The sequence below is a fragment of the Gaetbulibacter sp. M235 genome, from assembly GCF_043876835.1.
GTDB lineage: Bacteria > Bacteroidota > Bacteroidia > Flavobacteriales > Flavobacteriaceae > Yeosuana.
Window position 1 is genome coordinate 20159 of sequence record NZ_JBAWJZ010000011.1, and the last position, 18541, is coordinate 38699.

15 protein-coding genes are annotated in these 18541 nt (G+C 30.6%); 4 read left to right on the forward strand and 11 right to left on the reverse strand.

Features of this window, described 5'->3' with window-relative positions; translation table 11 throughout:
• Positions 1-4 precede the first annotated feature (4 nt).
• On the reverse strand, positions 5-520 hold the full coding sequence (locus V8G69_RS14985; protein WP_394882994.1) for a glutathione peroxidase: 516 nt from the start codon (positions 518-520) through the stop codon (positions 5-7).
• A gap of 297 nt (positions 521-817) precedes the next feature.
• Between V8G69_RS14985 and V8G69_RS14990 the strand changes: the two genes are divergently transcribed.
• Together V8G69_RS14990 and V8G69_RS14995 are read left to right on the forward strand one after the other, a co-directional pair.
• Entirely contained in the window at positions 818-2431 is a 1614-nt protein-coding gene (locus tag V8G69_RS14990; protein ID WP_394882915.1) for a thiamine pyrophosphate-dependent enzyme, read from the forward strand.
• Positions 2432-2440: 9 nt separating this feature from the next.
• The gene (locus V8G69_RS14995; protein WP_394882917.1) at positions 2441-3040 is read left to right on the forward strand and encodes an indolepyruvate oxidoreductase subunit beta; all 600 of its coding nucleotides are present in this window, start codon (positions 2441-2443) and stop codon (positions 3038-3040) included.
• 13 nt (positions 3041-3053) lie between these two features.
• On the opposite strand, the gene V8G69_RS15000 is transcribed toward V8G69_RS14995, so the two are convergent.
• Positions 3054-4271 carry a PLP-dependent aminotransferase family protein gene (locus V8G69_RS15000; RefSeq protein ID WP_394882918.1) on the reverse strand — a complete coding sequence of 406 codons (1218 nt, stop codon included), beginning with the start codon at positions 4269-4271 and terminating at the stop codon, positions 3054-3056.
• Positions 4272-4394: 123 nt separating this feature from the next.
• Here V8G69_RS15000 and V8G69_RS15005 point away from each other — a divergent pair, with 123 nt between their 5' ends.
• Together V8G69_RS15005 and V8G69_RS15010 are read left to right on the forward strand one after the other, a co-directional pair.
• On the forward strand, positions 4395-6452 hold the full coding sequence (locus V8G69_RS15005) for an acetate--CoA ligase family protein (protein ID WP_394882919.1): 2058 nt from the start codon (positions 4395-4397) through the stop codon (positions 6450-6452).
• A gap of 202 nt (positions 6453-6654) precedes the next feature.
• Entirely contained in the window at positions 6655-7503 is an 849-nt protein-coding gene (locus tag V8G69_RS15010; RefSeq protein WP_394882920.1) for a DUF2911 domain-containing protein, read from the forward strand.
• Positions 7504-7660: 157 nt separating this feature from the next.
• Here the strand turns inward: V8G69_RS15010 and V8G69_RS15015 are convergent, their stop codons facing one another.
• The 9 genes from V8G69_RS15015 to V8G69_RS15055 all read right to left on the reverse strand — a co-directional run bounded on the left by V8G69_RS15015 (position 7661) and on the right by V8G69_RS15055 (position 18526).
• Entirely contained in the window at positions 7661-7861 is a 201-nt protein-coding gene (locus V8G69_RS15015) for a helix-turn-helix transcriptional regulator (protein ID WP_394882921.1), read from the reverse strand.
• The gene (locus V8G69_RS15020; RefSeq protein WP_394882922.1) at positions 7851-8321 is read right to left on the reverse strand and encodes a hypothetical protein; all 471 of its coding nucleotides are present in this window, start codon (positions 8319-8321) and stop codon (positions 7851-7853) included. Before V8G69_RS15020 ends, V8G69_RS15015 begins: the two co-directional genes overlap by 11 nt.
• 94 nt (positions 8322-8415) lie before the next feature.
• A complete protein-coding gene (locus V8G69_RS15025) occupies positions 8416-9405 on the reverse strand; it encodes a Gfo/Idh/MocA family protein (protein ID WP_394882923.1) in 990 nt (329 codons plus the stop codon).
• Complete coding sequence (locus V8G69_RS15030; RefSeq protein ID WP_394882924.1) at positions 9383-11098, reverse strand: sodium:solute symporter; 1716 nt, start codon at positions 11096-11098, stop codon at positions 9383-9385. Before V8G69_RS15030 ends, V8G69_RS15025 begins: the two co-directional genes overlap by 23 nt.
• A gap of 115 nt (positions 11099-11213) precedes the next feature.
• The gene (locus tag V8G69_RS15035; protein WP_394882925.1) at positions 11214-13745 is read right to left on the reverse strand and encodes a PIG-L family deacetylase; all 2532 of its coding nucleotides are present in this window, start codon (positions 13743-13745) and stop codon (positions 11214-11216) included.
• A 275-nt stretch (positions 13746-14020) separates the two neighbouring features.
• Complete coding sequence (locus V8G69_RS15040) at positions 14021-14710, reverse strand: hypothetical protein (RefSeq protein ID WP_394882926.1); 690 nt, start codon at positions 14708-14710, stop codon at positions 14021-14023.
• 163 nt (positions 14711-14873) lie between these two features.
• A complete protein-coding gene (locus V8G69_RS15045; protein ID WP_394882927.1) occupies positions 14874-16748 on the reverse strand; it encodes a helix-turn-helix domain-containing protein in 1875 nt (624 codons plus the stop codon).
• Positions 16749-16898: 150 nt separating this feature from the next.
• Positions 16899-17966, reverse strand: a complete 1068-nt coding sequence (gene corA, locus V8G69_RS15050; protein WP_394882928.1) for a magnesium/cobalt transporter CorA — start codon at positions 17964-17966, stop codon at positions 16899-16901.
• 29 nt (positions 17967-17995) lie between these two features.
• A complete protein-coding gene (locus tag V8G69_RS15055) occupies positions 17996-18526 on the reverse strand; it encodes a mechanosensitive ion channel domain-containing protein (RefSeq protein ID WP_394882929.1) in 531 nt (176 codons plus the stop codon).
• Positions 18527-18541: the final 15 nt, after the last annotated feature.

Here is an 18541-nt window from a genome sequence, read left to right on the forward strand (position 1 = left end):
AGTTTTATTGTAAATGCTTTGTTATTTTATCACTCATGGGATTTGTTATTGAAAAATAATAATCAATAAAATCTCCATTTTCATCAACTAAGTATTTTTGGAAATTCCATTTTACGGTTGAACTTGATTTTCCGTTTTTTGTTTTATCTGTGAGCCATTGATATAGTGGATGCTGGTTTTTCCCTTTCACATCAACTTTTTCGGTCATGACAAAAGTAACACCATAATTTGCCTGACAAAAAGATTGAATTTCTGCAGCAGTTCCAGGTTCCTGACCACCAAATTGATTGCATGGTACGCCAATAATCATTAATTTGTCTTGATAAGTATCATATAATTTTTGCAAATCTTCGTATTGACCGGTAAATCCACATTTGGATGCCACATTAACAAACAAGACGTATTTCCCTTTATAAAGAGATAAATCAATTGGGTTTCCTGTTAAACTATTAATTTTAATATCGTATAAAGATTGTGTTGACATGGTTTGAGATATGGATTTAGTGAAAAAAGAGAACATGAGAATATAGAATAATAAGTATTTCATATATTAAATTTTAAAGGTAATCATACTGTGTCATTTTAAGAACTTGATTCAAATTTAAATAATTGGGGTTTGAGTTGTTATGATATGTAGTATCTACTATCATGTTATAAATATACACAAATCTACATAATGTTTAATAATATAATAAAAAAGTTAAACAAAAATTAACATTTATAATTGTTTTATTAAACTTCTTAGTTGCAGTATGACATAAATCATACTCTATTAGTTGAGTTAGATTTAAATTTGTTTTTGAAATAAGAGTATCATATGAAAAGTTTACTGTTAGGTAATGAAGCACTAGCTCAAGGCAGTATTGATGCTGGTTTATCAGGAGTTTATGCTTATCCTGGAACACCTTCTACTGAAATTACTGAATATATTCAAAGGTCAAAAGTTGCAAAAGAATTAAAAATTCACGCTACATGGTCAGTTAATGAGAAAACCGCCATGGAGTCTGCTCTTGGAATGTCTTATACCGGTTTAAGAGCCATGGTTGTGATGAAGCATGTAGGGTTAAATGTAGCTTCAGATGTTTTTATGAATATGTCTGTTTCAGGAATTAATGGTGGACTTGTGGTTGTGGTGGCTGATGACCCTTCTATGCACTCTTCACAAAACGAGCAAGATTCCAGGTTTTATGGGAAATTTGCCATGATTCCAATATTAGAACCTTCAAATCAGCAAGAGGCTTATAACATTATGCATTATGCCTTTGATCTTTCTGAAGAATTAAAGCTACCTGTTTTGTTAAGAATGGTAACCCGTTTGTCACATTCGCGAGCTGGTATTGAAGTGCGAGAAAGAAGAGCTCAAAATGTGATGCAATTACCAACTGATACGTCCAGGTTTGCACTTTTACCAATGAATGCTAGAAAGCAATTTGAAAAACTGGTTAATAAAAAAGCTGTTTTAATTCAGCATTCTGAAAGTTCTTCTTTAAACGATTTAAAATTGAGCCAGCATAAAGATATTGGAATTATTGCTTGTGGTATTGCCTATAACTATGTTATGGAAAATATTGGTGATGATGTTTCTTTTTATTCAATTTTGAAAATTTCTCAATACCCGTTACCTAAAGATAAAATCAAAAAACTTTACAAACATTGTGATAAAATAATTGTGGTTGAAGAAGGATATCCCATAGTTGAGGAATTACTACATGACTATTTTAATAAAAATGATAAAATTAAAGGTAAATTAACTGGAGATATTCCATTAACAGGTGAACTTAATCCAAACACTGTTGGTAAATCTTTAGGTATTTTCCAAAACACTTCTAAATCTATTCCCGAAATAGTATCTGGCAGACCGCCTCAGCTTTGTGAAGGTTGTGGTCACACCGATTTATTTAACACCATTAATGAGTTAATCCCGGAAATAGGAAATAAAAATGTCTTTGGAGATATTGGTTGTTATGCATTAGGAGCTTTACCGCCATTAAATACTATAAACACACTAATTGATATGGGAGCTTCTATAACTATGGCAAAAGGAGCTGCAGATGCCGGACTGGAAAACGCCATTGCTGTAATAGGAGATTCAACTTTTACGCATTCAGGAATGACGGGATTGTTAGATGCTGTTTATGAAAATTCTCCAATAACAATAATCATTTCAGATAATTCAGCAATTGCCATGACTGGAGCACAAGAATCATCAGCTGTTGGAAGGTTACATAAAATTTGTTTAGGCATTGGAGTCCATCCTGACCATTTAAAAACCATGATACCTTTAAATAAAAATCATGAACAAAATGTTGAGCTGTTAAGAAATGAATTGAAATATAAAGGGGTTTCTGTTATTATTTCTGAAAGACCTTGTGTTAGATTATCGAGAGACCAAAAAGAGGATATCAAAGCTAAAATCGCTTCATTAAGCTAAAATAAAAGCATGAAAACAAATATTATATTATCTGGTGTTGGCGGACAAGGAATTTTAACTATTGCAGCAGTATTGGATACGGCTGCATTAAGCGAAAATTTGTTTGTAAAACAATCTGAAGTTCATGGAATGAGTCAACGTGGTGGTGCTGTGCAATGTCATGTTCGAATATCTGATAAAGAAATATTTTCTGACCTCATTCCTGAAGGAAAAGCGGATTTAATATTATCTGTAGAACCAATGGAATTATTAAGATACATGCCTTTTTTAAATAAATATGGTTGGTTGGTTACAGACTCACATCCATTTATTAATACAGATAACTATCCAGAGAAAAATGATTTATTTGAACAAATAAAAAAGCATCCTTACCATATTATTATAAATGCGACAGAAATTGCTAAAAAAATCGGCAATTCAAAAGTTGCAAACATGGTATTGCTTGGTGCTGCGGCTTCTATTATTCCGTTATCAGAAAAAAGTCTACTTGAAGCCATTAAAAAGCTGTTTCAGCATAAAAGTGAAAAAATAATAAGCTTAAACTTAGAAGCCTTTTTTGAAGGAAAAAAAATAGCTAAAGAAATTGCCAATTTAACTGCCAATATTTAAATAAGCATATCAATTAAGTGTTTTTAACTTTTGCGTTTTTAAGTACTTTTTTTACGGCTTTAGCTAAAATAATGACTCCTTTTTCAATGCTTTCTTTTGGCATATTTGAAAAAGAAAGTCGCAATCTATCATCCTTTTTACTGGCTGGATCAAAAGTTCTTCCAGTTACGAATACAACACCATTTTTAACACTTTCTTTGAATATGTCTGTTGACTTAATATGAGATGGCAACTTAAGCCAGATGTAAAAACCACCTTTCGGCTCATTCCAAGTAACTTCTTTTGGCATATATTTTTCCAGACTTTGTTGTAGTAAGTTTTTCCTTTCTAAATATTCATTTCTTAAGAATTTTAAATAGGATTCTAATTTATGTTGTGCTAAAAATTCATTGCCTAATATTTGCATGAAATTAGAAGTACAGGCATCCAAAGCTTGTTTTACGCTTTCTGCTTTTTCAAATATTTCTGGTGAAGAAAGCATATAACCTAATCTAAAACCAGGACCAAGTATTTTTGAGAAGGAACCAGTATAAATAATTTCTACACCCTTAACTCCAAATGATTTCATGGATTTGGTTAGATATTTTTCATCTTCATTAAAATACAAATCACTATAGGCATCATCTTCAAGTAAAATAATTCCTGTATCAGTTAATACATCTAAAAGTTCTTTTTTTCTTTCCAGTGTGTAAATAATTCCAGCTGGATTATGATAATTAGGTGTTACATATAAAAATTTAGGCTTTCTTTCTAAAGTGGCAATTTTATTTTTTAATGCTTTTATATCTATCCCATTATGGTCTATAGGGATACTTACTATTTTAGCTCCAAATGTTTCAAATACAGATAAAGCTCCAACAAAACATGGATTTTCAGTTAATATGATATCACCTTCATTAACAAACTCTTGTGTTATAATTGAAATAGCTTGTAATGAACCCGTAGTGATTAAAATTTTATTATCTTCAACAGGTAATTCTTTATTACTTAAATAATCTTTTAGTGATTGGATTAATGGCGGATAGCCAGAAGTTGGTCCATATTGGAAACACAGTCTTTTTATGTCTTCTGGAAGCGAATTATAAATATCATCAATTTGTTTTACAGGAAATAAATCATTATTTGGCATGCCACCTGCAAATGAAATCAAACTTTTTCCAGATGCTTGAGACATTAATAGTTTTATGTCTTCAGAATGCCTAGAATTAACTGCGTTTGAAAATGCATACATAATTCATGATGTTTATTAGTCTATTCAAAATAACAAAATTTTAATAAAATAGATTGTGATAAATGTCAGCTAAAATCCTATATTAAATTAGTTACTTTACGGTTATTAAAGCAATTTTTAGTTATGCTTCACCCAAAATTAGTTCATCCAAAAAGTATTGTTGTAATAGGAGGTTCTGATAATATTCACAGCCCTGGAGGAAGAGTTTTAAAAAACTTGATTGAACATAAATTTAAAGGGAACCTATTTGTTGTTAATCCTAAGCAGGAAATTGTACAAGGAGTTAAATCTTTTAACAATGTTCTGGAAGTTCCAAATGTAGATCTGGCAATTATTGCAATACCATCACAATTCATTTTAGAGCCTATAAGAATACTTACTGAACAAAAGAATACAAAAGGGTTTATTATTTTTTCTGCAGGTTTTAGTGAAAAGGATGATAATGGAGCAACGTTAGAAAAAGAAATAGTAAAATTGATTGATAGAGCAGGTGGAAGCTTATTAGGACCTAATAATATTGGTTTAATAAACAAATATTTTACTGGTGTTTTTACAACACCTATTCCTAAATTAAGTGATTCTGGAGTTGATTTTATATCTGGCTCAGGCGCCACTGCCGTTTTTATTATAGAGTCAGCTGTAGGTATGGGGCTCAACTTTTCAAGCGTTTATACGGTTGGGAACAGTTCCCAAATAGGAGTAGAGGAGATATTAGAATATTTGGATCTGTCTTTTGAAGAAGATAAAAGTTCAAAAGTAAAACTGCTTTATATAGAAAGCATTAAAAATCCACTTAAGTTTTTAAAGCATACCGCTTCATTAATAAGTAAAGGCTGTAAAATAGCCGCAATTAAAGCTGGAAGTACAGAAGCTGGCAATAAAGCAGCGTCATCCCATACAGGAGCTTTGGCCACTTCAGATGTTTTTATAGATGCCATATTTAAAAAAGTAGGAATCATACGTTGTTATGGCAGAAATGAACTTATTACAGTGGCAGGCATCTTATTACAAAAGGAATCTAAAGGAAAAAATATAGCTATCATCACACATGCCGGAGGTCCAGCTGTCATGCTTACGGATGTTTTATCTAAAAATGGTTTAAAAATACCTTCCTTAAAAGGTACTAAAAGCATTAGTTTATTAAAAGAATTATTTGATGGATCTTCTGTTGTTAATCCAATTGATTTTTTAGCTACTGGAACCGCTCAACAATTAGAAACCATTATTGACTATTGTGAATATAAATTTGATGAGATAGATGCAATGGTAGTCATTTTTGGAAGTCCTGGATTAAAACCAGTTAATGATGTGTATGAGGTTTTAAATAAAAAAATAAAGACTTCAAAAAAACCAATTTACGCCATATTGCCATCAGTTATTAATGTTCATGATGAAATAAATGAGTTTATATCAAATGGAAATATTGCTTTTAATGATGAGGTTTTATTTGGAAAGGCTTTGGCTAAGGTGTTTAATCATAGCATAGTTAATGATACAGTTCAAGCTTTAGAATTTAAAGCATTAAAAAAAGTAAGAAAACTGATAGATGCTCTTCCAAATGGATACATGTCTTCAGAAACAGCTTTTAAATTATTGGATTGTGCAGGCGTCAAAATTGCTGCTCAAAAATATGCCAGAACTAAAATAGAGCTTAACAAAGTTTCAGAGACAATAACATATCCGGTTGTATTAAAAGTTGAGGGACCTTTACATAAATCAGATGTTGGAGGCGTTATTTTGAATATTTCAAATGACAAAGAACTGCATGATAATTTTGATAAATTAATGCAGATTGAAGGCGCTAAATCTGTGTTAATTCAATCTATGGTCAAGGGGATGGAACTATTCATTGGGGCTAAAAAGGAAAATAATTATCCACATGTCATATTATGTGGGCTAGGAGGCATTTTTGTTGAAGTATTAAAAGATATAAGCGTTTCCATGGTGCCAATAACATATACAGATGCTTTAAAAATGATTTCAAGTTTAAAGGCATATCCCATATTAAAAGGAGTGAGAGGTCAACAAGGCATAAACCTTGAAAATTATGCAGACATCATTATAAAAATATCTCAACTGCTTTGTATTGCTCCAGAAATTGCTGAGTTAGATATAAATCCTCTTTTAGCTTCTGAAAATGATATTATTGCTGTTGACGTTAGAATAAGAATAGACAAGTAATCTATTTATTTTTCAGCCAAGTTTCTAATTAAGCATAAAAAATTAAATTATTTTTTAAATGTTGCATTCTATTGACAAGAATTATTCAAATATTTATATAATAACAAATTTCATCATTTTAGGCTTTTGTTAACAATAAAAAGCTATTTCATTGATTATTTTTATGTTTTAAAATATGCTATTAACTAAATAAACTTAAAACATGAAAAAACTAGTATTATCAATTTTAGTACTTGCCGTATCTTTTGTTGGATATTCGCAAATAGAAACGCCTCAACCCAGTCCTACAAGCAAAATTGAGCAAAAGGTAGGATTAACAGATGTTACTTTAGAATACTCTAGACCAGATATGAGAGGACGCAAAATCTTTGGTGATTTGGTGCCTTATGGAAAAATTTGGAGAACTGGAGCTAATTCTAATACAAAAATTACTTTTAGTGATGATTTTACAGTCGGTGATCAAAGTTTAAAAGCAGGAACTTATGCTATTTACACTATTCCTGGAGAGACTTCATGGGAAGTTATTTTTTATAATGATGCCACTAATTGGGGTACTCCACAAAATTGGGATGATTCAAAAGTAGCAACAAAAGTATCGGCAGAAGTTTATAAATTGCCTATGAGTATAGAAACATTTACCATGACTTTTGATGATTTAAATAGTGGTGGTGCTACATTAGGAATACTTTGGGAAAACACCTATGTTGGTGTTGAATTTAAAGTTCCTACAGATGACAAAGTTTTAACCAGTATTAACGATGTTATGAATGGAACTCCAACAGCAAATGATTATTATGCAGCTGCAGTTTATTATTCCCAAGAAAATAAAGATATTAAAACAGCTTTAAAATGGATGGAAAAAGCCATGTCTATGACAGAAAAACCAGCTTACTGGCAATTAAGACAACAGTCTTTAATTTATGCAAAAGATGGTAATAAGGAAGCTGCTATACAAAGTGCTAAAAAATCATTAGCTGGTGCTGAAGAAGCTGGCAATGAAGATTATGTAAAATTGAATAAAGACTCTCTAAAAGAATGGGGAGCTATGTAATTTGAAAGTATAATTTTAAAAAAGCGCAACAAAATGTTGCGCTTTTTTTATCTCTCATTACCAGAAACTAATCAACCTTTATGTTTTTAGTAATCAATCAAAAAGATTACTTTATGTAGTTCGTAATAACAACAATTATCTTATTACAGAAAGTTTCCTAGTCTTCATTTTCTAAAATAAAAATATCTTCTACAGGAACATTAAATAGCTTTGATATTTTAAGAGCAAGAACGGTTGATGGCACGTATTTGTTTTTTTCCATAGCATTTATGGTTTGCCTGCTAACACTTATTTTTTCGGCTAAATCTGCTTGTGTCATGTTATGTATGGCGCGTTGCACTTTAATATTATTCGTCATGACTATTAGATTTAAATTTTAAAAAGTTAAAGCGTACTACGAAAAAGATAAGTGGTGTGAACATATTATAGACTAATACATCAAAGAAAGCCATATCATACACAAATATTATTGTGAAAAGTAAAATTAAATAGTTTAAAATAATGGCCCAGATTAAAGAGTCTTTTCTAAGTTTAAAAATAAATTCATCTTCAATTTTTTCTTTTGAAAAACCAACTATTAGCCCACCTATAATGATTAAAATTGCTATAATTTCATCAAAAATTTCGTTGTCTATAATTTTAAAAAAATGATTTTCGCTATCAATAAATGATTCACTGTAAATAGATAGAACCTTTATTGAGGGCCCAGTTGATTCAAAATTATAGGCACTAATAATAATACCTCCAATTAATCCGATAATGAATAAAACCCATCCAAAGGGCTTGTACTTGTTTGGTAATAAATAATTTGTTTTCATCTGTTCGATTTTTAAATTGATTAATCAAAAGTAAAATAAACTTTACAAATAGACAAATAAAATTAACAAAAAGTAATAAATTCCAATCTATTTGTTATTGATAATCTAATTTTATTAATTCTCTTACAGCATCTAAAATTGAAATTAATTGGTTACTGAATTCAAATGACATGGTAGGACTTTCTGTTTTTCCTTGTTGGATAAGTTCATTAAAATGAATGATTTCATAATTGTAACCAATAGTATTGTATCCAAAATCTTTTATATCTTCTTTGCCATCAAAAATTATTGAAACTGTTGTTGGCATATGAAACATGGTGTTGATTTTAATGGTTGCCTTTTCACAATAAAAAATGGCTTCAGTAGGTAAATTTTGAAGGAGAGAACTTTTTAAATAGGCCTTTGCATCATTTTTATAACTGAAAACCATATTGCACGTAGAATCTGCTCCGTTATCAAAAAATGTAGCATTAGCTTCAATATTTTTTGGTTTTCCTAAAGTTGATAAAGCCGCAAAAATAGGGTAGATGCCTATATCTAAAAGGCTTCCGCCACCTAATGATTTTCTAAAAAGCCTAGCGTCATTATTAAACTCCCTAAAAAAACCAAAATCAGCCTCTAGTTTTAAAATATCTCCATGAGTTTTGTTTTTCAATAATTGTAATACATATTGATAATGAGGAAGAAAATAGGTCCAAAGTGCTTCCATAAGCAATGTGTCGTTTGCTTTAGCACAGGCAATCATTTCTTCAACTTCAGTTGAATTCATGGCAAAAGGCTTTTCACACAAAACGGCAATCCCTTTTTTTAGGCATAGAAGAGTGTTTTCTTTATGTAATACATGAGGAGTAGCAATATAAACAGCATCAATATTTGGGTCTTCAGCTAAATCTTCATAGCTACTGTAAGCTTTAATTGCGTTGTATGAAGAAGCAAATTCATTAGCTTTTTCTTGCGAACGAGAAGCTACCGCATATAATTGGGCATCTTTAACAGTTAGTAAATCTTTGGCAAATTTATGAGCAATGCTTCCTAAACCAATTATTCCCCAACGTATGGTTTTATGTTGTGATTTTTTTGTCATTTTTATAAAATAATTGAATTATGCATGAAATGGCAATAACTATAATACAACCCACAAAATTTAACCATAAAAAAGGAAGATTAATTATTTCATGTTCATTTAATAAAAATAAGGAAATAACTATAATTTGAGTGATAATAGCAGCCATAAAAACAGCATGACCTTTTACATATTTGAAGAAAAAAGCGATGAAGAAAATACCCAATACATTTCCATAAAAAATGGAGCCTATAATATTTACTAATTGAATTAAATTTTCGGCAAGATTAGCAACACAAGCAACACAAATAGCAATAATTCCCCAAGCAAATGTGAACCATTTTGATGCTTTCACCATTTGCTCTTCTGTTTTTTCCTTGGTATTTCTTTTGTATAAATCTATGGTGGTTGTTGACCCTAAAGCATTTAATTCACTCGATGTGCTAGACATAGCAGCACTTAATATAACAGCTAACAGCAAGCCTATTAATCCACGAGGTAAGTTGTTTAAAATGAAATGAATAAAGACATAATCTTTATCATTACTTTCAACTTTGATATTTTGTTTTTCTGCCACTTTATCTATTAGTAATTTGGCTTCATTTGAAATATTTTTACTAATATGATTTGCTTTAGAAATTGATTCAATTGTTGATTCTGAAGCTTCCGAATTAATGAAATTTTTAATCTCAATTTGTTTGCTTTCAAAATTATCTTTTTGTGCTTCTTGAAGTTTTATATAATCTGAAGCAAATTCAGAATTTAAAACCAGTTCTGTAGCTGTTGGATTAAAATTCAAAGGAGCTTCATTAAACTGATAGAATACAAACACCATAACACCAACCAATAAAATAAAGAACTGCATGGGCACTTTTAGTAAACCATTGAAAAGTAACCCTAATTGCATTTCTTTTACTGATTTACCTGAAAGATAGCGTTGTACTTGACTTTGGTCGGTTCCGAAATATGATAGCATTAAAAAAGTCCCACCAATAATACCACTCCAAAATGTATAACGATTATTTAAATTAAAACTAAAATCAAGAATTTTCATTTTTCCACTGGCTCCTGCAATATCAAGTGCTTTAGTAAAAGTGATATCTTGAGGCAGTTTAGAAACAATTATGAAAAAAGCTACTAGCATTCCAACGAAAATGACAATCATCTGATGCTTTTGTGTAACGTTTACGGCTCTTGTTCCGCCAGAAACTGTATATATAATCACCAAAAAACCAATAACAATATTAAGGGTTAGTAAGTCCCAGCCTAAAACAATTGACAAAATAATAGCTGGTGCAAAAATGGTTATTCCTGCTGAAAGCCCACGTTGAATTAAAAATAAAATTGCAGTTAAAGTTCTGGTTTTTAAATCGAATCTATTTTCTAAAAATTCGTAAGCAGTATAAACTTTAAGTCGATGATACAAAGGTATAAAGACCATACAAATAACAATCATGGCTATTGGCAAACCAAAATAAAATTGTACAAAACCCATTCCATCATTATAGGCTTGACCAGGTGTTGATAGAAAGGTAATAGCACTGGCTTGAGTAGCCATAACTGATAACCCAATAGTCCACCATTTAGAAGTGTTTCCACCTTTTAAATAATCTTGAACGTTTTTACTGCCACGAGTTTGCCAAGTACCATAAATTACTATTGCTAATAATGTAACGGCTAAAACAACCCAATCAATCCAGTTTAATATTTGCATAATTAAAAGGATTTCATGATTAAGTAAAATGCAATAATATAAACAAGATTAGCTATTAAAATAATAGAATACAATTTAAGCCAAGGTTGTTTAGGTTGCTTTTCTTCTGTCATTATTAATCATTTAGTTTTGCTTCAATCTTAATATCTTCTTTTCCAATTGAAAGCATATTAGCAAACAATCTGTAGGCGCCTGCTACACCTTCAGGAAATTCTCTAAAAAAGCTTAATCCAGTGTAGATATAATAACCTTTACCATATTTTGCAACTAATAAACTGCCATCTTTAGGAGATTCCCCTTTATCATTCATGGATAGAATAGGAGTGAAGTCACTTGACCATTTATCAGGGAAATATAATCCACGTTCCTGAGTCCATCCTTCAAAATCTTTTTGAGTGATTTTATTCGGATAATTTAATAAAGAGTGATTAGGATTTAAAAACCGAACTTCAGAATTTTCATTGGTAACTCTATCTCTCGAAAGGGTTAAATCATAAGGAGCTAATTTATCCACTTGTAATCTAGAATTTGTGTTGTATTGCACAATCATATTACCACCTTGCTCAACAAAATCAAATAATATTTGTTGTTTATACTTTAAATCTTCTACCGTATTATAGGCTCTTATCCCAACTACAACGGCATCAAATCTGTTTAATGTTTCAGCATTAATATCTTTTGGTGCAATGGTAACAACATTGTAACCAATTTGCTTTAAACTTTCTGGCAACACATCGCCAGCACCTTCAATATAAGCTATGTTTTCACCTTTCTTTTGAATACTTAATCTAACTACTTTACTTTCGCTAGGCAATAAAACAGTTTGAAATGGAATATGGTCATAGTCTATTTCAATAAGTTCTCGTGTATAAATATTATCTCCAATATGAACCATAGGTGATATTAAACCTTCACTTTGATTTTTTGGTGGAATGACTGTGAAAATAACTGTTTGCTCCTCTCCTTTATGAGCTATAGAAACAATCTGTTTTTCTGGATAAACATTCCAATCATTAGGATGTGCAATTGAAACAAAACCTTCTAAATTATCTTCTCCAGCTTTAACAATAATAGGGATTTCTTTTTGCTTATCATTTTCAAAAATGATGACTTTTTCTGCAATTTTAGCTGAAGCTTCAGGAATGATAACAAAGGGCTTGTAAACTTCTCCTTTCACAGGATCGTTTGTTTTAAAAACTATAGGTTTTGTAAACTCAATAGGCGAGTTGTCTATTTCTAATTTAAAAGTGGCGGTATAAACAATAGGTGTTTCAGGTAAACCAATTAAATTAGGATTAGTTACCTTATACATCCCTAAAGTTCCTTTACTAGTAAGCCAATAAGGCGTTGTTGGTTCTTGGTTTTTGGAAATTACTATAGTGCTTTTTAATTGCTCTTTTTTGTTATTTTTTAATTCAAGGCTATTAAAAGCTTCCTTACTATCACCATCTTTTAAAGTTAATCCAGTAAATACAATATTAGTATTACTTCTATTGATCATTTCTACGGCTATATTTACTTTAGAATTTTTTGTTGTATGGTTTGTATCAGCAACTGCTTCTAAATACAAGCCAGCACAAGCATAAATAATATCCTTGATTTCTTTAGATTTAACCGATCTCCAATGTTCGTCTTCTAAATTTTCAATTAATTTATATGCTTCTAAAAGTTTAGGAATAGATGCTGATGGATTTGTGAAATCGAAATCTGTTTCTACTTTTGAAAGGATATTTCCAATAGCATTTCCACCTTTTACTCGATTCCAAGTGGTGTCAATACCATCAAAAATGTTTGATTTATCAATAGGTAAATCGCCATTAATGAGTTCTATATATTCTAATTCTTCGCCGCGACTACCAGTACTACCAAAGCCTTGTGATTTGTGATTACTTCTACTTAAAGCAGCAATTTCTGGATTACTTAAACCTTTTAAGGGAAAATAAACACCCGTGTCGATACTTAATAAATTTGTTTTATCTGCTTGATCAAATTTTTCTTGACTGCCATAAAACCACCAGGATGTATTGAAAAATTGTCTTCTGGGTTGCCATAAACTGGTTTGCTTAAGTTGTTCAGGGTATACCGAAGCGTTATTTGATAAATCAAATGCTTCTACACTTAACATGGCAGAACTGGTATGATGCCCATGTGTGGCTCCTGGACTTCGATGGTCAAACCGGTTGATAATGATATCAGGTTGAAATTTTCTGATGGCTAAAACAACATCACTTAAAACATCATTTTTGTTCCATATAGCTAAAGTCTCATCTGGATGTTTTGAGAATCCAAAGTCGTTAGCTCTTGTAAAAAATTGTTCTCCACCATCAATTTTACGTGCTTCTAATAATTCTTCTGTTCTTATAACACCCAATAATTCCCTAATTTCCGGGCCAATTAGGTTTTGCCCGCCATCACCTCTTGTTAAGGCTAAATATGCTGTTCGAGCTTTTACTTCATTAGATAAATATGAGATAAGGCGTGTATTTTCATCATCTGGATGAGCGGCAATATACATAACAGAGCCTAAAAAATTTAATTTCTGAATAGATTCAAAAATTTCTGTAGCATTTGGTTTTTTGGGTTGTTGTGCTTGTTGTAAGAAAGGAAAAGAGAATATTAAAAGTAGATATAGTATTTTTTTATGCATTATTTGTTAGTTTGGAATTATCCAAATATAGAAAAAGATACTACCTAAGTTAATGCTTTTAATGTTTCTTTAACGAATTGTTTGAAAATTAAATTTATTTGATAATTAATATTTTTTTGTTGTTTGTTATAATAGTTTAGTTGCTAAATAAATATGAATGAGTAAAAAAGCTATGGTAATCAATTAGCTTTTTTACTCATTGCAAACAAAGTAAATGGTTGTTTTTTGGTTGGAAACCACAAAAGATAATAGTTTATAAAAATAAAATCCTTTATTTAAATATTACCAAATCCAACCCAATTTGGACAAACATAATCGTCTGGCATAACTGCTGGAACATACATATTATCTCCAGTATTTATTACTTGTTTAATGATAAGTGTATCACTCCAATAATAAGATTGTTTTCCAATTTCTTGCCCTTCTGAATTGTACCAAATACCATCAATAAGTTCATCTCCTGTTGATATAGAAACTAACTTGCGTACTTGACTCCATCTTTCGGTTTCTGTGTTCATTTTATATTTAAACATGATCCATGCATCTGTATCAAACCAAGTAATTGGATATGTTCCTTTTGAATTTAACATTGCATCATTCCATTTCATTTCCAGTTTGCACTCTAGAAGGCCGGCTGGCATTATTTGTGGAAAATATGGATATTGAGCTACAAGGTCTTCCCAGAATTGTGGTCCTTCGCCATGATAAACCAAACCAGGTTGTCTGTAATGTGGCATACCTTCAAAAGCAGGGTCGCCTAACATGGCATTTATTAGGTAACTATTAAAAAGGTGAGCTTTAAAGTTAAATCCCCATTCATCAAATCCTGTGAGATTATCGTTTGTTTTTGCGGTCATATTTTCTGATTTCATATTGTTTACAGGATCATCAATAAGTTCATTATTACATGATGTAAAAAATAAAAACAAAGCAAAACTTGCTGAAATTAATACAAATCTTTTCATGATATTTAGTTTTATTGTTATGATATAAAGTTCAATTTTTATATCAATATCAACATATCAACCATGAAGCAAATTCTTTCATTTTTTTAAAATTGTTTTAAATTTTGACGCATGCATTTTTTTAACTTTTTAAAAGCACCATATTAGCATTTGAAAATGAGTATTAATTTGGAAAAACAATTCGCATTTTATGAGCTAATTCTTTAAATTGAGCATTTTTATGAAGAGGATAAAAATCAGGATACGTTATCATTATTGGTAAATCTTCATTTTTATTGTCATAGGCAATCTTAATGTATTGAAGCGCATCAAAATTTTCATTTACCATCATCTGGATAGATGAAATTACTGCCGGATTTGAACAAAATCCAGGTGTATTTAATTTAGCTTTATCTATGTAATAAAATAAACCTTTCTCAAGGCCATTATTATCATAATATGTACCAAGAGAATCATTTTGCATAATGGTTTGAAGCTTTCTCCACGAATGGAATGTTTCATCAAGGTTTCCCTTTTGAAAATAAGCATACCCAATGCCATTTAGTGCAAAACCGTAATCTGGTTCTAACTCTAAAACCTCGTTATACTCTTTTATTGATTGGTCAAAATCCCTTGAAATATAATATCTTTCTGCAACTAAACATCCTGTGGCTGGATTTAACGGATCTAAAGATTCTGCTATTAAAGCCTCTTCAATTGCTTTTTGATAGTTGCCTTTTATGGTATAATAATTTGATAATATTTGATGTCCTCTAGCATTGTTAGGGTCGAGAACTAAACCTTTTTCAGTGAGTGCTTTCATTTTCTCCCAATTCCAATCAAATTTTCCAACCAGATTACCTTTTGTAAAATAAGCTTCGGCCAACGCATCATCTAAACCAAAGGCGATGTCTATTGTTTTTCTTGCATTTTCCCGGTTAGATATTCTTTCATTATTATCTCCCAATAATTTATTTAAGGCAATGTAAGTTTCTGTTAAAGTTACATATGCAGGTGCAAAATTCGGATCAATTTTAATGGATTCTTCTAAATATTCTTTAGCATTAACCAACGATTTGTACTGCGTTTTTTGTGTATACCATAAATGCTTTCCTTTTAAATATAATGTGTAAGCTTCAGGATTTATTTTATAGACTTTTTCTCCAGACACATTACTTGTTAAAGTCGTAGAAATTTCGTTTGCAATTTCACTTGAAATATTTTGAACCAATTGCAATATGTTTTTGGTGCTATGGTGATAATTGTTAGACCAAACATGTTGCTCTTTAGGAAAAGGTTTAATTAATTGGGCAACAACAAGCAAACTATCATTATTTGGAAATACCGATCCTCCCAGAAGTAAAGTCACTCCTAATTCTTTTGCAATTTCTCCATATGATAGATTGTTGTTATCTTTAAATCTTTCACAGGAGCCTCTTGAAATGACACGGATGGATTTGTTTTTAGATAACTCTAGATTGATGGCTTCTGTTATCCCAGAAGCAAGATAGTCGTAATCTCTGTTTTCTGAATAATCATCTATTGGTAATACAGCAATTGATACATTTGGAGGTTGAGATGTTTTGACGACCTTATTGTTTGCATCTTTATTTTTGTTATATAATCCGGTAGCCAAAATAGCAATAAGAAGAATCGTAGAAATCAAAACCCATTTTTTCTTTGTTTTTTTTTGTTCAGGTTGTTCAACTAAACTAAAATCAAATGTTCTATCGTCTTCATGGGTTTTCTTAAATTCGCCTGGTGTTTGATTGTAATAATCTAAAAAGCATTTATTAAAATAGGAAGGGCTGCGAAAACCAACTTTATATGAAATTTCAGATGCTGTAAGTTCAGTATTTAAAATAAGTCTTACAGCCTCCCTTAATCGTATTTCTCGAATATAATTATTGGCAGATTTACCTATCGATGATTTTATTTTTCTAAGTATCTGAGAACGACTCAAGTTGATTTCCTTAGCTAATTCACTGACACCAAATTTTTCATTTTCAAGGTTAGATAAAATAATTTGCTCTATTTTATTTATGAAAGCTTTTGACATAAAACTTAAAATCTTTCATATCGGATGGTTGAAAAGCTATTAAATTTACAATTTATTTGCTATAAATCAATTAATTATGAGGGAATAATTTGTTAGATTGCAGTGATTATTAAGAAATATCTTAGAAAATATAGTATATGGGTTTTAAAATTAAAACCACTTTTTCTTTTTGAAATAATATAACATGGAAAGAAATAAAATAATCATGATGCCCCATAAAACGAAATAAGCATATTTGTAATGGAGCTCGGGAATATTATCGAAGTTCATACCATAGATACCAGCCATAAAAGTAAGAGGAATAAAAATGGTTGAAATTATAGTTAGCACTTTCACAACTTCATTCATCTTATTGCTTATAGTAGTCATGTACATATCCATAAGGCCCCAAATCATCTCCCTGTAAATTTCAATATTCTCTGAAATTTGAACGACATGATCGTAAATATCTCTAAAATAATGTATGGTTTTATCTTTTATAAAATTGTTTTCATTCTTTTCAATTTTACTAATAATCTCTCGTAAAGGAAAAATGGCGCGACGAACTTTTAAAACTTCTCGTTTTAAATTTTGAATTTGCTGGCTTATTTCTTCTTGTGAAAATCCATTGAATAAATTGTCTTCCAGATCTTCAATTTTATTGCTAAGAGTTTCAATCACTATAAAATAATGATCTGTTACTGCATCAATTAATGCGTATAATAAATAATCAGGACCTAATGTTCTAATACGTCCTTTCGCGTATCTAATGCGTTCTCTAACAGTATTAAAAACATCTCCTTCAGCTTCCTGAAAACTTAACACATAACTTTCTCCAAGAATAAAACTAACCTGTTCGGTAATAACTTGTTCGTCTTTGTCATAATAAAGCATCTTTAAAACAACGAACACGTAATTATCATAGTCATCTAGTTTTGGCCTGTGAGACGTGTTTACAATGTCTTCAAGCGTTAGCGGATGTAAATTATAATGAGCACCTATTTTTTCAATAGCATCCACATGATTTAATCCATTGATATTTACCCAGCTAACAGATTTAGTTGTTTTAAAATGAAAAACATCTTCAATTTGACCGTGTGTTTTCTCATCAACAGATTCACTGTTATAATCAAAGGACTCAATGGAGAGATTTTGTGTTTCCTTGTCTCCTGTATAAATAACGGATCCAGGACTTAAACCAATTTTCTTATTGTATTTTGAAGTTCTATTTTTTGCCATAACACTGTTGATGTTATAAATATAGCGTTTTAATCGTACTCTTCATCAATTGCATCTTTTTGAACAAGAGTGACGGCTTTTTGCAACATGAGGTTATTAGGATAGGTAACTAGGTTGCCATTGTCTAGTCTTAAATGAAGTTGGAAAGCTCCAATGTCTTCAATGATGGCTTCTAAAGGAAAATCTTTATCATGTATCATTATTTTATCGCCTACTTTATAAGGAAAGGAGAAAAACATAATAACGCCAGATGTTATGTTGCTTAGAATTGACCAAATAGCAAATAAAGCAATACCTACTACTGCAAAGACAGAAGAAAACACCAAAGCAATTTGATCGCGTTCTGCACCAAGTACAAAGGCTTCAATTAATAAAGCAATTAAAATCAAGGTAACGGTAATGTATCGGTTTATAAGTTTTACCCTTGCAATGTTTATATTACTTCTTTTTCCAACTCCTTTTAAAACCTTTTTCAGTATAAAATTTAAAAGGATAAAAAATAATATAACAATAACTGTGTTTATTATTTCCCAAAAATAGGCGTCGAATGTTGTTTTCATTTTTAAAAATATTAA

Coding starts and splice junctions, on each gene's coding strand:
- V8G69_RS14985 (WP_394882994.1), bottom strand. CDS start 520: ATGTTCTCTTTTTTCACTAAATCCATATCTCAAACCATGTCAACACAA.
- V8G69_RS14990 (WP_394882915.1), top strand. CDS start 818: ATGAAAAGTTTACTGTTAGGTAATGAAGCACTAGCTCAAGGCAGTATT.
- V8G69_RS14995 (WP_394882917.1), top strand. CDS start 2,441: ATGAAAACAAATATTATATTATCTGGTGTTGGCGGACAAGGAATTTTA.
- V8G69_RS15000 (WP_394882918.1), bottom strand. CDS start 4,271: ATGTATGCATTTTCAAACGCAGTTAATTCTAGGCATTCTGAAGACATA.
- V8G69_RS15005 (WP_394882919.1), top strand. CDS start 4,395: ATGCTTCACCCAAAATTAGTTCATCCAAAAAGTATTGTTGTAATAGGA.
- V8G69_RS15010 (WP_394882920.1), top strand. CDS start 6,655: ATGAAAAAACTAGTATTATCAATTTTAGTACTTGCCGTATCTTTTGTT.
- V8G69_RS15015 (WP_394882921.1), bottom strand. CDS start 7,861: ATGACGAATAATATTAAAGTGCAACGCGCCATACATAACATGACACAA.
- V8G69_RS15020 (WP_394882922.1), bottom strand. CDS start 8,321: ATGAAAACAAATTATTTATTACCAAACAAGTACAAGCCCTTTGGATGG.
- V8G69_RS15025 (WP_394882923.1), bottom strand. CDS start 9,405: ATGACAAAAAAATCACAACATAAAACCATACGTTGGGGAATAATTGGT.
- V8G69_RS15030 (WP_394882924.1), bottom strand. CDS start 11,098: ATGCAAATATTAAACTGGATTGATTGGGTTGTTTTAGCCGTTACATTA.
- V8G69_RS15035 (WP_394882925.1), bottom strand. CDS start 13,745: ATGCATAAAAAAATACTATATCTACTTTTAATATTCTCTTTTCCTTTC.
- V8G69_RS15040 (WP_394882926.1), bottom strand. CDS start 14,710: ATGAAAAGATTTGTATTAATTTCAGCAAGTTTTGCTTTGTTTTTATTT.
- V8G69_RS15045 (WP_394882927.1), bottom strand. CDS start 16,748: ATGTCAAAAGCTTTCATAAATAAAATAGAGCAAATTATTTTATCTAAC.
- corA (WP_394882928.1), bottom strand. CDS start 17,966: ATGGCAAAAAATAGAACTTCAAAATACAATAAGAAAATTGGTTTAAGT.
- V8G69_RS15055 (WP_394882929.1), bottom strand. CDS start 18,526: ATGAAAACAACATTCGACGCCTATTTTTGGGAAATAATAAACACAGTT.